This window comes from uncultured Mucilaginibacter sp. (assembly GCF_903913935.1).
Classification (GTDB): domain Bacteria; phylum Bacteroidota; class Bacteroidia; order Sphingobacteriales; family Sphingobacteriaceae; genus Mucilaginibacter.
The window spans coordinates 1-16,587 of the sequence record NZ_CAIWNH010000014.1; the positions used below are offsets into that span (position 1 = coordinate 1).

The 16,587-nt window shown below is 47.5% G+C and carries 8 protein-coding genes; 4 read left to right on the plus strand and 4 right to left on the minus strand.

The window, feature by feature from the left end; translation table 11 throughout:
- Window positions 1-67: 67 nt before the first annotated feature.
- Entirely contained in the window at window positions 68-1,132 is a 1,065-nt protein-coding gene (locus tag QZY09_RS00400) for a branched-chain amino acid aminotransferase (RefSeq protein ID WP_295666630.1), read from the plus strand.
- 195 nt (window positions 1,133-1,327) lie between these two features.
- Here the strand turns inward: QZY09_RS00400 and QZY09_RS00405 are convergent, their stop codons facing one another.
- Window positions 1,328-1,609 carry an ATP-dependent Clp protease adaptor ClpS gene (locus tag QZY09_RS00405; protein ID WP_295666634.1) on the minus strand — a complete coding sequence of 94 codons (282 nt, stop codon included), beginning with the start codon at window positions 1,607-1,609 and terminating at the stop codon, window positions 1,328-1,330.
- 311 nt (window positions 1,610-1,920) lie between these two features.
- Between QZY09_RS00405 and QZY09_RS00410 the strand changes: the two genes are divergently transcribed.
- Window positions 1,921-2,085 carry a hypothetical protein gene (locus QZY09_RS00410; protein ID WP_295666637.1) on the plus strand — a complete coding sequence of 55 codons (165 nt, stop codon included), beginning with the start codon at window positions 1,921-1,923 and terminating at the stop codon, window positions 2,083-2,085.
- Window positions 2,086-2,278: 193 nt separating this feature from the next.
- Here the strand turns inward: QZY09_RS00410 and QZY09_RS00415 are convergent, their stop codons facing one another.
- The gene (locus QZY09_RS00415) at window positions 2,279-4,171 is read right to left on the minus strand and encodes a family 20 glycosylhydrolase (protein WP_295666640.1); all 1,893 of its coding nucleotides are present in this window, start codon (window positions 4,169-4,171) and stop codon (window positions 2,279-2,281) included.
- Window positions 4,172-4,320: 149 nt separating this feature from the next.
- Between QZY09_RS00415 and QZY09_RS00420 the strand changes: the two genes are divergently transcribed.
- Both QZY09_RS00420 and QZY09_RS00425 read left to right on the plus strand, forming a co-directional pair.
- The gene (locus QZY09_RS00420) at window positions 4,321-5,895 is read left to right on the plus strand and encodes a carboxylesterase family protein (protein WP_295666643.1); all 1,575 of its coding nucleotides are present in this window, start codon (window positions 4,321-4,323) and stop codon (window positions 5,893-5,895) included.
- A 157-nt stretch (window positions 5,896-6,052) separates the two neighbouring features.
- Window positions 6,053-7,453, plus strand: a complete 1,401-nt coding sequence (locus QZY09_RS00425; protein WP_295666646.1) for a Gfo/Idh/MocA family oxidoreductase — start codon at window positions 6,053-6,055, stop codon at window positions 7,451-7,453.
- Window positions 7,454-7,544: 91 nt separating this feature from the next.
- On the opposite strand, the gene QZY09_RS00430 is transcribed toward QZY09_RS00425, so the two are convergent.
- Together QZY09_RS00430 and QZY09_RS00435 are read right to left on the minus strand one after the other, a co-directional pair.
- A complete protein-coding gene (locus QZY09_RS00430; protein WP_295666648.1) occupies window positions 7,545-13,427 on the minus strand; it encodes a putative Ig domain-containing protein in 5,883 nt (1,960 codons plus the stop codon).
- 121 nt (window positions 13,428-13,548) lie between these two features.
- On the minus strand, window positions 13,549-16,446 hold the full coding sequence (locus QZY09_RS00435; protein ID WP_295666652.1) for an MBG domain-containing protein: 2,898 nt from the start codon (window positions 16,444-16,446) through the stop codon (window positions 13,549-13,551).
- Between the last annotated feature and the right edge of the window lie 141 nt (window positions 16,447-16,587).

The following is a 16,587-nucleotide window of genomic DNA, read 5'->3' on the forward strand; positions in this document are numbered from 1 at the left end:
AACTATGAACCATGAACTAAAAAAATTCCCTACATTGCAATTTTTCGAATTTTAACAATCAAAGGCCATGACTGAGACGTTGGACATCAAGATCACCAGAACAAACCACTCCCGTTTAAACGAAACGGATTTTAACAATTTACAATTTGGTAAAACATTTTCTGACCACATGTTTGTGGCCGATTACGAAAATGGAGAATGGAAGAATTTTCAGATAGTCCCTTATGGCGAGGTCTCTTTTAGCCCTGCTATTGCCGCTTTACACTACGGTCAATCATTTTTTGAAGGGATAAAAGCCTACAAACATGCTGACGGGCAGGTATCTGTTTTTCGCCCCGATAAAAATGCCATCCGTTTTAATAAATCAGCTGAGCGTTTGTGCATGCCGCAATTGCCGGAAGAGATTTTTATACAAAGTATTGCCGCGGTGGTGGATATTGACCGCGATTGGGTTCCTCAAAGGGCTAACCACTCCATGTATATCCGGCCATTTATGTTTGCTACTGATCCGTTTTTAGGTGTAAATCCTTCAAGCACTTATAAATTTATGGTTTTACTGGGTCCAGTTGGCCCGTATTTTTCAAAAACTTTACGCGTAAAAGTGGAAACATTTTTTACCCGGGCGGCTGAAGGCGGTATGGGTTATGCCAAATCATCGGGCAACTATGGTGGAGCTATGCTTGCAGGAAAACGCGCAGCAGAAGAAGGGTTTGACCAGGTCATCTGGACAGATGCCAAAAACCACGAGTATGTTGAAGAAATGGGAGCAGCCAACGTAATGTTTGTGCTGGATGGCGTGCTGATCACCCCATCAACCCGCGATACCATTTTAGATGGCGTTACACGTGACACCGTTTTAACCCTTGCCCGCGAATGGGGTATGCCGGTTGAGGAGCGCCGCATATCTGTTGCAGAAATTATTGAAGGCGCTAAAACAGGCAAACTGACTGACGCTTTCGGCGCCGGTACTGCAGCTACTATCGCGCCGGTTGGTTCCATCAGCTATAACGGCGAAGAGTATTTCCTTATCGATCCTAAGGAAAGAGCGTTTTCGCAGAAGGTTTTAAAAGAACTGGATGCTATAAAGTATGGCGTTGTTGCCGATACTCACGGGTGGAATTATACGGTTTAAGTCGGTAGTCTCGGGTCTAAAGTCTTGAGTCCGACTATCAAAAGAATAAAAAATAGATTTTATTTTCAGGAAAGCGCCTTTAATGTTTTAAGGGCGCTTTTTTATTGGGGGTAAAATACTTGTGGTAACTAAATAGGCATCGCCACATGATTATTAGGCTTTAGACTAAAGACTCAGTACTTACGACTTAACACCTTACTCAACACTCACGGTCAATCCCTCTTGTTGCAAAATTTTGCGGTATACTTCCACCTCGGTATATGAACCTTCCAGTACGGCGCACTTGCCTTCATTGTGTACCTTCCAGGCTATCTTTTCGGATTGGTTTTCTGAGTAATCGAGGTATTTCATCATGCAAAAGATCACATGATCGAACGTGTTAACATCATCGTTCCATAAAATGAGGCGGTGAAGCTCCTTCAGGCTTACCAGCAATTCCTCCAGGGTAAATGTTTCTTCCTGTACTTCGGTTGACATATATAACTGCAAATTTACTCAAAAACTACAATAAAATATGGAAAAATGTGTTCATCGGCAATTAAACAACCATTTTGGAAGTACTACCCGGAGTTGCAGCCCGCTGGCCACTGCACCGGCGAAACGGGTAAATCAGAAGACTTTTGGGTGAAGTATAATTTAGCAAAATAAGTAGTACCGTTCCTACTGAACGGCAGGGATATCTGTAAACAACTAAGAATGCTTGCCCAAACGCCTATCTTTTAGCTATATTTGATTCAGCTAAATTGAGGCAACCAACAGAAATTCACTACAATTTATCCGACAATTCTATGCTAAAACCTGAATGGATTCCCATTGCGTACCGGGATGATTCCCCACCGCAGCAATCAATTGCCGCTGCTACAGGCAAAAAGCACAATGTTTCCCGGGCAAAAACCCTCCAGATCAACAAAAAGAAGTATCCGATACAACGTCCTGCAACGAAAGGCAGGTAAAAAACACCTTCTTTTTCAGTAAAATTGGCCAGTTTTTTGTCCCTTTTGTTTCACTTTGCAACACGTCGTGATCCGCTTTGGGCAGAGTGGCAATGACACGTTGTATATAATGTCATTGAAGTGACAACAGTGTTAAATCGCAAGTCATCCTGATACCGATCTGGGTGACTTGCGATCATAACTTCTTTTTATCTTAATGCTTCTGGCTTCTTTGCACCCTGGTTTCCAACTCAGCAATCGGCATTGTTACCATGCGGCCAACGGGTTTGTTGCCCCGGTAAGTGATCACCTTTAACTGGGTGGCATCCCCGGGCACCAATAACGGTGCAGTATATTTAGGATAAAACCTGTCGGGGTACGAGTTATCAAAGCTGTAATAAATATCCAGGCCTGGCAGCTCATTGATCAGCTCCACAATCATTTTATTATCAGGGGTAAGCCTTGGCTCAAAGCTTGGGTCGTATACGCTTGGTGCATATTTTACTTCCGCTTCGTCAAGCCTGCCAAAATGCTTCTCTACCCTTGGGTAAAAATTGTTCCAGTTTTTCTTTTCCTTTGGCGACCATACTGATTCAGCTATCGCAAAACCGCGCGGCCAGGTCATATAATCCACCTGCCTGAAGTTGAATACCTGCTCTGTCCACAGGTTGGCTTGTCCGCCCAGGATCAATTTGGCGTCAACGCTATCAGGTACGGGTTCAAATTCGTAGGTCTTGTTTAAACGCAAAGTGGCATAAACATGCGGCTCCATTACGCGGTCGCTTTGCATATAGTCAAGGTACGCAAAAGTCGTCGGGCTCATCACCACTTCGTGACCAAGTTTTGCTGCGGTAATACCGCCCTGTATGCCACGCCAGCTCATCACGGCTGCATTGGGGCCTAAACCGCCTTCAATGATCTCGTCCCAGCCCATAAATTTTTTACCTTTTGACTCCACTATTTTTTCCAAACGTTTTTCAAAATAGCTTTGCACCTCTTCATAGGTTTTCAGGTTTTCGCGCTTCATTAAAGCGGTAACCGAATCGCTTTTTTGCCAGAATTCCTTGTTACACTCATCGCCCCCCATGTGCATATAACCAAATGGGAACAATTTCGCCACTTCTGTAACCACCTTATCTAAAAAGGCATAAGTTTTTTCGCTGGATGGGTTTAATGTATTATCCGTTTGCTGGTCCTCGCCTGAGCGTACCACAAATTTATCAGCACCCGGTGTGCAGGATAGTTCAGGATACGAAACCACTGCCGCCATGCTGTGTCCCGGTACATCAATTTCGGGCATAATATTCATAAAACGGTCTTTGGCATATTGTACCAGTTCTTTAATATCCTCCTGGGTATAAAATCCACCGTAAGTGCGCGGCTCATCAGGTTTGGGTTGAGAAAAATCACCAAAATGACCAATCTTTTTTACATTATATGCACCAACGGTAGTTAAGCGCGGCAGGCTTTTTATTTCAACGCGCCATCCCTCGTCATCAGTAAGGTGCATATGCAACAGGTTAAATTTATATCGGGCCATCTGGTCGATATACTGCTCCACTTCTTCTTTGGTGAAAAAATGACGTGAAACATCCAGCATCAATCCCCTCCAGCCAAAACGCGGGTAATCCTTTATATCTACCAAAGGAGCGCTCCAGGTAATATTGGGGACAGCATCAAGGCTCTCAATCTCTTTCGGGAACAATTGAACCAGTGTTTGCGCACCGTAAAATAAACCGGCAGCAGTATTGGCTTTGATCACAATCCCTTTTTTGCCAACCCAAAGCTGGTAACCTTCTTTACCAAGCACCGCATCGTTATTGGTATTTAACTGTAATTTAATAGTCGCCGGGGCCGAAAACGCATTTCTTACGGTAACTGCGAAGCCGGTTGCGGTAGTCAGCTTATTCCGCAAAAAGGTGGTCACCAATTTTTCCTCCGCCTGCGATCCGGCTTCAATCAAAATATGTTTGGGCAGTGTATACTCGCCGTCCCTTGTTACTACGCTTACAGGTTCGGGAATAATAGCCAGCGTGCCTTTGTTGTTTTGGGCGAAAGAAACGGATGCCATGAAACAACAGATGGACAAAAGAAATACTTTTTTCATTCTACAGGTTTTTAAAAAAGGGTTTACATTACAGGGCTTACAGCCTGCAAATTATACTTTTTAAATAATATTAAAAAGTGTTTCGACATAAAATCATCACCGGATAATTATTATATTGCGTCATCCCGACACATTATAAACCAATTTTCATGAAAAAACGATTCATTATGGTCATTTGCCCCGTTTTGGCAGGCATTACGCTTCTGTTTTATTCCTTTAAAAGCGCCGAAATCATTAGTAAAAATGATGATACAATCCACATTGAAGGCGGTAGCATCAGTGGCATTAAAAGTACCGATGGCGATGTCACGGCTTTTAAAGGCATCCCCTTTGCTGCTCCCCCGGTGGGCGATTTGCGCTGGAAGGCTCCTCAAACTGTGATTCCCTGGCAAGGCGTAAAACAATGTGATGCATTCGGGCCAAGCCCGATGCAGGGGAAACCTGTTCCATTTATGGTTTATACACCGGAATTCTTGATCCCTGAAACCCCGATCAGCGAAGATTGCCTGTACCTTAATGTTTGGACCAAAGCGCACAGAGGTGAGAAACGCCCCGTATTTTTATGGATCTACGGTGGCGGATTTAGCAGCGGCGGCACGGGAGTACCTATTTACGATGGCGAAGCGATGGCAAAAAAAGGGGTCATCTTTGTATCGGCCAATTACCGGGTTGGTATTTTTGGATTCCTGGCGCATCCTGATCTTACCAAAGAATCGCCCAACCACGCATCAGGAAATTATGGTTTGATGGACCAGGTGGCAGCGCTTAAATGGATCAAAAAGAACATTGCAGCCTTTGGCGGCGACCCGGACAATGTAACGATTGATGGGCAGTCAGCCGGATCCATGAGCGTAAATGCCCTGGTGGCATCGCCCGTGGTGCATGGCCTGTTCAACAGGGCCATTGCCGAGAGCGGGTCGTTTATGATCGCTAATCCCACATTGCCCTCCAATAACCTGGAAGGGGCTGAAAAGGAAGGATTAAAACTTGCTGCATTGGCCCATGCCCAAAGCATTGCAGCTTTGCGGAAAATTCCGGCGGAAGACTTAATGAAGATCCCGGGCCGCTTTTCGCCGATCGTTGATGGGTACGTATTACCCAAACCCGTTTCGCAGATCTTCGCCGAAGGCAAACAAAATAATGTACCCATAATTACCGGGTGGAATGCGGACGAAAGTTTTGTAATGGGTTTTAAAAACAAAGATGACTATGTTGCGGAGATCAGGAAACAATATGGCGCGGATGCGGATAATTTCCTGAAATTTTTCCCGGGTAATACTGATGCTGAGGCGACCCGCTCACAGGTAAAAATAAGCCGCGACCAGATTTTTGCGGCGTCGGGTTATAAATGGATCAGTTTGCAAAGTGCCCAGGGCAAAGCGCCCATTTATGCGTACAACTTTAACCGCAAGTTGCCGGCAACGCCCGACTTTGTCAAATACGGTGCATTTCATACCGGAGAGGTAGCCTATGTAATGGATGACTTAAAATTTCTTAACCGCCCATGGGAGCCTGCTGACCAGCCTTTAGCTACGCTAATGTCGGCCTACTGGGTCAATTTTATAACCACAGGCAACCCCAACGGGCAAGGCTTGCCCGATTGGCCGAAATATGACAACGCCATGCAGCAAGCCATGATATTCGACGCCACCAGCGGCAAACAAACCCTTCCGGATAAAGACGAGTTGAAATTTATGGTAGATAGAGTTGAAGGAGGGAAATAGTTGATTGGGTTTATACATAGCGATGGATTTGAAACCCATCGCTATGACTGGAAACCTAATCAACTTATTCCAACTTTCATACTTTTTCTTTCGGACTTTCGGACTTTTCCGACTTTCCTACTAACTTACACCCACCAATTAAAAAATCACGAAAACCATGTCATCTGATCGCAGAAAATTTTTAAAACAGCTCGGGAGCACCGTGGTGCTTACCTCGGCAACACTTTCAGGCTTCGCTGCTATGGAAGAACACGAATACAGAATTTTGCAGGCCGAAAAAAGATACAGCCCGAATGATAAAGTGCGCATTGCCACCATCGGGATGGGCATTATGGGCTATAACGATACCCGTACAGCCCTGGCCTGCCCCGGCGTTGAACTGGTAGGTTGCTGCGACCTGTACACCGGCCGGCTGGAACATGCCAAAGAGGTTTTCGGTGCACATATCTTCACCACAAAAAATTACCATGAGATTCTCGACCGAAAGGATGTCGACGCTGTGATCATCGCCACCAGCGACAACTGGCATAGTACCATAGCCAAAGCGGCCATGCGTAAGGGCAAAGCAGTTTACAGCGAAAAACCTATGGTGCATTACATCAGCGAGGGTTTGGACGAGATCAAAACGCAACAGGAAACCAAAGCCGTTTTCCAGGTAGGCAGTCAGCGTGTGAGCAGCCTGGTGTTCAAAAAAGCGAAGGAACTGTACCAGTCTGGCGCTATCGGGCAGATCAATTCTATCGAAGCCTCCTTTAACCGCCAAAGCGCCTTGGGTGCATGGCAATATACCATCCCGCTTGATGCCTCGACCCAAACAGTCGACTGGAACCGGTATACCGCAAAGGACCAGAAAAAGCTACCGTACGATAGTAACCGCTTTTTCAGGTGGCGCAATTACCGCCAATATGGCACCGGTGTTGCCGGCGACCTCTTTGTTCACCTGTTATCGGGTATCCACTTTATCACCGATTCGAAAGGACCGGATAAGATTTTTTCTATTGGTGGCACCTATTACTGGAAAGATGGCAGAAATGTACCCGACGTTATGAGCGCGGTGATTGAGTATCCCCACACCAAAGAGCATCCGGCCTTCCAGGCTATTTTGCGGGTTAACTTCATTAGCGGCGAGGGTGACCATTCGTCAACCAAAATAATCGGATCCGAAGGAGTACTCGACCTGTCAGATGAAGGCGGCGGCTTTACCATTCGTAAAAATAAAATGCCGGTGGCCCCGGGGATCGATGGCTGGGATTCGTTTGGTACTTATACCACCGCTATGCAAAAAGCGCTGATGGACGACTACAATAAAAAATATTCTGCTGCCGATCAGCAAACGCCTAATATACCGGGGACAACCTACCATACACCCGCTGGCTATGACGCCAATATTGACCACTTCAACAGTTTCTTTGACGGCATCCGCCTTGGCAAACCAATAGTTGAAGATGCCGTTTTCGGGTTTAGGGCAGCAGCGCCTGCTTTAGCCTGCAACGACAGCTATTTCCAAAATAAAGTGATCCACTGGGACGCGGAGAATATGAGGTTGAAGCAGAGCTGAAAGCGTAAAGCTGAAAGCAAAAAGCGATAAAAAATAAAAAGACCCGAGCTTTTCAGCTTTGGTCTTTTTGCTTTCCGCTTTCAGCTCTAACCTAAAGCTTCACAAATCCGCTCTTTCCAACCAGGGCTTTAGTGCTGTTATTTTTTACTTCTACAAAATAGGTGCCCGGCACTAAGCTGCTTACATCTGTTTGCCAGTTTGGCTGGTTGGATGTTACCGTTTTAATTACCGCGCCAAGGTTGTTGATGATCTGTATCGTATAAGCCTGGCCTGCATTTATTTGATTCATTTTCAGATTCATCGGTCCCGACGTCGGGTTTGGATATAATATAAACCCGTTGGTTGCTATCTGGTTGCCGGTATTGGCATACATAATGGTTACCACGTTTGAATAGGTGACGGTGCCATTCAGGTCGGTCATTTTCAAACGGTAGGCATTAGCCCCCAATACTGGGGTTTTATCCAGTAAACTATAACTTCCAATGCCGCTTGCGGGTACGCCGCCCAAAACATTAAAGGTAGAACCGCCGTCGGTGCTTCGTTCAACGGCAAAGTTGGTATAGTTTTGTTCGTTTTCGGTGGTCCACAGTACTTCGTCGCCGTTGGCCACTTTGGTGGCGCCAAAGTTCAGCAAATGCACCATTAAGGCAGGATTTTGCCTGATGATCAAACTAAACCGGTGTGCGCCGAAAGTATTGGTATCGCTGTGTACCAGTGTAAAGGCATAGCTTGGATTATGCCTGATATCCAGCGAGTCTTTGGCAAATGCGTCTTTCAGCCAGAAATCATATAGCGCCGGTACGCTTTTTACCGCTTCAAGTTTGAAGGTGAAATTACCATCGGTATTGGCGTTTACGGTTAGCGGGATGGCCATCGGTTTCGGGCCAGGCAAAGGCATGGTATTTATCGCCAGTGCGATGTTATCTGCAGAGATACTGGCCAGGCTCACATTGCCGTTACCCGGTTTATAAATCGCGTCTTCGTTGATGTTGTATTGAGGCCTGGCGCTGCCGTTAAAGCTGATCAGCATCCCATCCGCATTGGTTGAGTCCTGGAACAGTTTTAAATGCATGTACTGGATCACATTGGCTACCGGTGGTGGCCCAAGGAATAAATTGCCGTTTGAAGCATTCGCCTGGGTATTCACTTTTGCCGACTCATTGAATACCAGCTGTGCAGTGGCGGTCGGCGCAACTACAAAAAAGCCCTGCCCGCTCGGGATGATATTCGACGCAGATGAAGCAATGGTGCCTACCCCGCCAAATCCAGATTGGTAGATGTTATAGTTCTTGCTTACCGGGTCAATGATATACAGGAATGGATTTGTTGCCACGCCCGGCCCACCAGGCCCACCATAGATCCCCGTAGTTGATGAAGCAGTATTAAACTGATCCCAGTCAATCGAGCTTGCATAAGGGTTACCCACCAGGTTGAAGCCCTGTACCGGCCCGTTGCCCGGGGTAGTAGTAAAGCCTAAATTGGTTGAACCCGGCGTATACCAATCACTTACCGTGATCTGGCCCTGGTTAAGTACACCGGTGGCGGTTAATATCGTATTTGTTGGGACGAATGAGGTGGAGGTTTCCGATGCCAATGGCGCTACACTCCTGTCGCCCCTGAAAAAGAACATGTACCCGTTGCCAACCGGGATATTAAACCCGCTGCCATCGTTATCGATGGAATAATTTGGCCCGGCTGACAGGTCACTTACTCCCCTGAAATTGCCGCTGGTAAATGACGAGTTGGAAGGCGCCAGGTTTTCGCGGAACAGGAAGAGATTAGGGTTGCCGGAGGCGTCAAAACCACCCGCAACTCCGTTAGTACCTTTCAAATAAACGCTGTTCATCAGGTAATTAAGGCTGTAAACATTATTGCTGCCAACTGTGCCAGCATAAACCGGCGAGGATACCAAACGATACCCCCTATATGCGATACTGCCGCCGGTAATAAACCTTTGCACATTTACATTGCCTGTGATACTGCAGCCCGCAGGTATTGGCGCTATAGTAGCTGAACCATTGATGTCTGAGGTTAATGTAAGTAAGCCGTTTGCGGCCAGTACTGCACCGGCGCCGCTCATCACCAGTAAGCCTGACGAGGCAACACTTGCGCTACCGCTTTGAATAGTAGTAGTACCTGCACCGCTGAACGTTACATTATAAAATTTGGTACCCTTACCATTGCCTGCGTAAATATTCTGAGTGGTGCCGTTAAATATTACCGTTGGAACGCTTAGGTCGATGTAGTCGCCGGCGTCATTTAAAGTAATCGCATTGGTCAGATCGCCTGATATTTTCAAATTATTGGCACCTGTGCCGGTTGGTGTTTTTACGCTCGTGCCCGAGAATTTAACATTGGCATAAGTTACGCCTGAAGCTAAGCCGGTGATTGCCGCATCGGTATAATAGGTTTGTGCCGCGCCCGAATATTCAATAGTTGCGCCTGCATTATTAAACGTGAGCACATTAGTTCCAGTTGCCGATAACCCTGATAACGGCGCCGCATTTGCAAGCTGTAAAGTTGCCGTTGTACCTGGGATAACCGCCAACGTTGAAGTACCTGCCGCGGTATTGGTCGTTTGAATATTGCCTGCAACAGACACCGTTCCGCCGGTAATATTAAAGGTTGAATTAAAGCTATTGCCACCCGCATCTGAAGATGTGAACGCGACATTACTTGACAAAGCCATGCTATTTACTGATGATGCCAATGTTTCGGTATAAGATGCGCCAAGTGTTGTATTTGCATTTATATTTATGCCACCTGCTGCAACCGAGCCTGCTCCTGAAATAATGGCTGTGTATCCCAAAGCAGAATTTGCGTCACTTTGATAAGTAATACCTCCTGTAACATTTAAAGTACTGCCGTTATTCACCACAAAACCACCGGCCTGACCTCCGTTTGTACCGATAACCACAGCGCCGACATTTATAGTGCCCGCACCTGCCAGCACATTAGGAAAATTGGTAAAAGCACTATTCACCCCTATGCCCGCTATATCCGACGAAGTTGGAACAGCATTGGTGGCCCAGTTAGTGGGGTCGTTCCAATCGGTGCTGGTGCCGCCAAGCCAATCAACATAGCCTGTACACGAAATAATAAGGGTCGCATTCCCGCTACCTGTGCCGTTGGTAGCGGTAACTGTATAAGTTGTTGGAGGACTTGCAATGGTTGGTGTCCCCGTGATGATACCAGTAGTCGTATCAAAACTCAATCCCGCAGGCAACCCCGGGCTAATGGAGTAACCGGTAGGCGCACTTCCTGTATTGGTTGGGCTCAACGGTGCAATAACCACTCCCACCGGGAAAATATCCGGCGTAGTATAAGCAATAACCGGCCCCGAAAGATAGCAGCCGATATTTATGGTAAATGTGCCTGTGCCACCAGCGTTGGTTGCCGTAACAAGGTAATTTGCCGCTGCACTTACCGCAGTAGGCGTACCGGTTATTATACCGGTTGTAGTATCAAAATTTAAGCCTGACGGCAAGCCCGGGCTAATTGAATAGCTTACCGGCGTACCACCTGTATTCATTGGCACAAGTGGCGGAATAGCAGAACCCACGGGGTAATTATCCGGCGTAGTGTAAGTAAATACCGGCGCCGAAGAAACAATAGTAATGCTGATTGTAAATGAGCTGGTTCCACCGGCATTGGTGGCGGTAACTACATAGCCATAAATAGCGGTGATGGTAGTAGGTGTCCCGGTGATGATCCCTGTTACCGGATCAATACTCAAGCCTGCCGGTAACGCCGGGCTTACCGTAAAGCCAAGGATAGGCCCGCCGGTATTGGTTGGCGTTAATGGCGCGATGGCTGTTCCTACGTTATAAACGTCGGGGCTAGGGTAAGTGATGGATGGTGCAGGTGGATTACAGGTGATGTTGATGGTGAAAGTACCTGTGCCTCCTGCGTTGGTAGCGGTAACCAGGTAATTTGTTGCCGGGCTGATCGCTGTAGGCGTACCCGATATGATTCCGGTTACAGGATCGATCACGAGGCCTGGAGGTAATGTTGGTGCTGAATACGTCACTACAATGCCCCCGGTATTGGTTGGTGATAGTGGCGCGATCGCTATTCCTGTAGTGTATATATCAGGTGTATTGTAAATAATCACAGGGGCCCGGGGGTTGACCACGGTAATGGTTACAGGTGCTGTGCCGTTAAGCCCATTGGAGTTAGTAGCAGTAACGGTATAAGTTGTTAATGGAGAAGTAACGGTGGGTGTGCCCGAAATAATACCTGTGATGGGATTGATTGTTAACCCAGACGGCAATCCGGAAACAGTATAGCCGGTGACAGGCCCGCCTGCTGTTACAAGTGGCGACATTGACGGACTGGATACACCTACAGTATCAACCTGCGATGTTGGAGAATATGTAAGCGTCGGCGGTACGGCACAGGTGATGGTAACAGTTGTTGTCGCTGGGCCTCCGTCGCTGCCATAAGCTGTTACCGTAAATGTAGTGGTCGGAAATGTCACAGTAGGGGTACCTGAAAAAGTTCCGGTAGTTGTATTAAAAGATAAGTTTGTTGGCAGGGTGCCACCACTTAATACATAATAATATGATGGATATTTGGTAATCGTTCCTGCTGTGTAATTGCTGGCAAAAAGATTGCCCGATGCGTCCATAGTAATACCACGGGGGTTGGTAGCTGCGGTCGAGCCAATCAGCGTGCCCAGGGCATTATATTCTTTTATGGTGTTTGTGCCCGAATCGCCGACATAAAAATCGCCATTAGCGTCCCTGTAAATACTGTATGGGATATTCAGCCCCGAAACAATGGTTGATTGATAAACTCCTGACGAGTTGTATTCCTTAATTGCCTTCGAGGCTCCCTGATCGACCACATAAATATTCCCGCTGGCATCAACCGTAACGCCTACTGGCGAAGGGGTAGTAATTAGTTGCGACGTTACACCGGTGCTGGCCGTGTATTTCCAAACAATTCCTTCATTAACATCGGTGAAGAAAAGATTGCCCGATGCGTCAATCGCAATGCCATCTAATGAACCTGGATTCAAAATATTATTGGTGGCTGCTGTGGTATTTGTACTTTGTAAAGTTCCTGCGGCGTTGTATTTATATACGTTGCCGTTTGTATTTGATACATAGTAATTTCCCGCCGCATCAACCGCTATACCGGTGTTGCCGGTTGCTGCAACGGTATGATTGGTAGCAACGCCCGCCGAGGTATATTTAGTAACCCTGTTTGTGCCATTTTGAGCTACCCAAATATTGCCGCTGGCGTCGATTGTTAATCCCCAGGGCTGAGTTAGCCCTGTTGCAAATGATGTACCGGCATTGTAACCGGCCGGAGCGATAGGGCCGCCGGACACCGAAGGAGCCAACGGCGTAATTAAAGCACCTACAGCGTAAATGTTAACCGATGGTGTATAGCTGATTACCGGCGGATTTGTGCCGCACGAAATGGTTACTGTTGTAAACCCGCTGCCACCTGCATTATAGCCGGTAACCGTTAAGGTAGTCGGTCCGAATACCGTTTGTGGCGTGCCGCTAAATACGCCCGTTGTCGTGTTAAAACTAAGGCCCGGCGGCAGGCTGCCACTCAAAACATAGCCGCCCGTTGGGGCGTATTCGGTAACTGTATTGGCTGAATAGTCGGAAATGAAAAAGTCACCCTTGCTATCGCTGACAACGCCGCGGGGGCTGCCGGAGGCCGATTCGGTTATAATCGTCGACGCAAAGCCCGGGCTGTATTCGGTCATGCTTTTGGCACCAGTGTCGGTCACGTATATATTCCCTGAACTGTCGATGTATACCGCCGAAATAGCCGTTCCAAATTGATGTTGGGCTGTAAATAAGCCTGCAGAATTGTATACATCTACGCCGGGCGTGCCGCCGCCCAGTCCAATGTTTCCAAATTGGTTGTCGGCAACATAGATATTACCCGATGCATCAACTGCAATGCCCCCGGAAATATGGCCATACGTGACTGTAATTCCAAAAACCACAACATTTGCAGCAGCTATCGTGGTAACTGTACCGGCTGAATATTTTTTAATATTGTTATTGCCGCTATCTGCTATATAAAGATTGTTTGAAGCATCGATTGCTATGCCCGTAGCTGTAGTACTAAGGCCAAGTCCTGTGAGCGCGGTACCCCGTGCCGGAAAGGTTGCCGCCCGTAAATTTCACCACTTGCTTTGATGTCTGATCCAGTACATAAGCATTACCCGAAGAATCAAACACAATACCGATCGGGCCGGTGCCTGATCCCATTGCATAGGTAGTAACCGTTCCTGTCGTGCTGTATTCGACAATCGAGTTGGCCGAGAAATTAGCTACATATTGATTTCCGCTTGCATCCACAGCCATACCATTAGGGTTATTAAGGCCATTTGTGCTCGTCAGGATGGTTGTGCCGGCGTAGGTGCCTGGTGCCGCTACTGCCCCGCCCGTATTTGTTGGCGGTCCCAGTGATGGTATGGCTGTACCCACTGTATATGGCGCGGGGTTGGTATAGCTCAACACCGGCGGCAGCGGGTTAATAGTGATGTTCCCGTCAACATAAACAGTATTATAGTTAGCAGGGTTAAACGTGCCCCCCGTTGCGGAAGATGGTATAACCGAGTTGGTGTATGTTGCAACCGGATCGCCCGCAGCTGCGCCTCTTCCATAGGTAATGGTTACGCTGCCTACCGTTTCGCCCGGTGCGAGCCCTGTGGCAGTAAAAGCGGTGGAACCTGTGCCGCCAATTAAAGTAGCACCAAAAGTTTTTGTTACATTGTTAGCGGTAATGGTCAGGGTGGCTTGTCCAACAACAATATCACCTGGCAAATACGTTATTGTGTAATTACTCGCTAAAAAGCCACCACCGCCTGTTGACGCGGAAATAGTTATCTGCCCCGAATAAGTAGCCACAGCCGCGCTTGCCGCTGAACCAGTGCCATAAGCAGCTGTTACACCGGTAACTGTGTTCCCGTTTTTCTGACCGGAATAAGTAAACCCGGTAATGATGTTTCCGTTGGTTAAAGTGGTTCCATAAGTTTTATTGTTCGTACTGGCCGTAACGGTTAGCGGCGCCTGTGCTACTGTGCCGGTAAATACGCCGTAGCTTATGGTGTAATTGGCAGCTGAAAGGCCCACCTGCGCCGATGGTGTAACGGTATAAGTGGCGCCCGCGGCAGTGGTTGCCGATTGTCCGGCTGCGTTGAAGGTTAAGAACACGCTGGTAATGGCGTCGCCGGGTGCAAGCGTTCCCGACGTGACACTAAAATTAGTTGTATAAGTTGCATTGGTGAATGCCGTTCCATAAGTTTTTGCCGGACCGGTTGCAGAGATGGTTATAACCAGTTTGGTTACAGTGATTGTTCCTGCGACATAAGAAATATTATAGTTCGCCGGATTAAATGTTCCGCCGGTGACTGCCGAAATGGCTACCTGGTTGGCGTATGCACCTACCGCGTCTGTCGCCGCCGAACCTGTGCCATAAGCAACGGTTACGCTTCCAACTGTTTCACCTGTTGCAAGACCGCTAGTTGTAAAAGTAATGTATCCTGTTCCGCCGGTCAGTGTATTACCATATGGCTTTGAAACGCCTGTTGCCGTAATCGTTAAATTACCGATGGTAACTGTGCCATTATAAGGCACAATTGTAATACTGTAATTGCTCGCTAAAAAGCCCCCCGTACCCGTTGGCGCCGAAGGAGTAATTACATAAGGTGACCCAATAGCTGTGGTTGGTGAAGCGCCATTGGCATCAGGTGTGAGGGTTACACTGGTCACCGTTTGGCCAGGAATTGCCCCTATGGCGGTAAAATTTGTGGTGCTGGTTCCTGCCGTTATTGTGGTGCCGTAAGGTTTTAAAGGCCCGGTTGCCGTAAGGGTTAGTGGGGCCTGCGCCACCGTACCGTTATAAGCAACAATGGTTAAAGAATAGTTGCTTGCCAAAAAGCCGCCGGTGCCCGTTGGTGCGGATGGAGTAACAGTATAGGCTGCTCCGGCAGCAGTAGTTGCTGATAATCCCGCGGCGTTGGGCGTTAGGGTTACGCTGGTGACTGTTTGACCCAACACCCCGGCAGTGGCCGTGAAATTGGTAGTGCTGGTCCCCGTTGTTAATGCTGTCCCATAAATTTTGGTGGGACCGGTTGCCGTTAATGTTAAGGGCGCCCCGGTTACCGTGATCGTCCCCTTTGTATAACTAATAGTATAATTTGCCGGATTAAAGGTCCCCCCGGTTGCTGCCGAAGCGGTTATCTGGTTGGCATATGCCCCTACTGCATCGGTCGTAGCCGAACCGGTGCCATAAGCTATGGTCACGCTTCCAACTGTCTCACCGGTGGCAAGACCTGTTGTCGTAAAAGCGCTGGAGCCTGTTCCCCCGGTTATTGCAGTACCATAAACCTTTGAAACACCCGTCGCGGTAATGTTTAAGGCCCCCAGCCCTACCACGATATTGCCGGGTGCATAGGAGATAGTGTAATCTGCAGTATTAAATGTTCCGCCGCCTGCACCAGAAATGGTGACCTGATTGGTATAAGTACCAATAGCAGCTGTTGAAGCCGACCCGGTGCCATAAACTGCGGCAACGCGGCCAACGGTTTCGCCAAATTGGATACCCGAAACGGTAAACCCGCTGGTGATATTGCCATTTGTTAAAATCGTTCCGTATGGTTTATTGTTCGTACTGGCTGTAATTGTTAACGGGGCAGGATTAACGGTAATGGTAAAACTATTACTGGTATGATTGGTGCCTGCAATTCTCACCCTTACCGTAAGCGTGGCTGTAACAATAGCCGTTGGATTTCCTGTAATGGTACCGTTTGCGGCTAGTGTTAAACCTGCGGGTAAAGTGCCGGTTGATACCACTCCATTGGAGGCCGCGCCACCAGCAATAGTAGGTGTTAAGGTAACGGACTGCCCGTATGTGTAGGTATTGGTTGCAGGATATGTAATACTTTGCGCACACGCCTTGTTGCCAAGTAATAAAAACCCAAATGCAACGGATAAGAATAGTAAAAGTTTTTTCACAATCATGTATCGTTAGGTTATAACTGTGTTTTCAGAGATGCAGGAGGGGATCCAGGTATACGCTACCTGCCTTCAAATCGAAAACTATAATTTATCAATTTGACTTAACTAACACAAATACAGTGCTAAGGAAGAATTAAT

Bases quoted from the DNA above. Each gene is read 5' to 3' on its own strand.
- QZY09_RS00405 (WP_295666634.1), bottom strand. From the start codon at position 1,609: ATGTCAACCGAAGTACAGGAAGAAACATTTACCCTGGAGGAATTGCTG.
- QZY09_RS00410 (WP_295666637.1), top strand. From the start codon at position 1,921: ATGCTAAAACCTGAATGGATTCCCATTGCGTACCGGGATGATTCCCCA.
- QZY09_RS00400 (WP_295666630.1), top strand. From the start codon at position 68: ATGACTGAGACGTTGGACATCAAGATCACCAGAACAAACCACTCCCGT.
- QZY09_RS00425 (WP_295666646.1), top strand. From the start codon at position 6,053: ATGTCATCTGATCGCAGAAAATTTTTAAAACAGCTCGGGAGCACCGTG.
- QZY09_RS00420 (WP_295666643.1), top strand. From the start codon at position 4,321: ATGAAAAAACGATTCATTATGGTCATTTGCCCCGTTTTGGCAGGCATT.
- QZY09_RS00415 (WP_295666640.1), bottom strand. From the start codon at position 4,171: ATGAAAAAAGTATTTCTTTTGTCCATCTGTTGTTTCATGGCATCCGTT.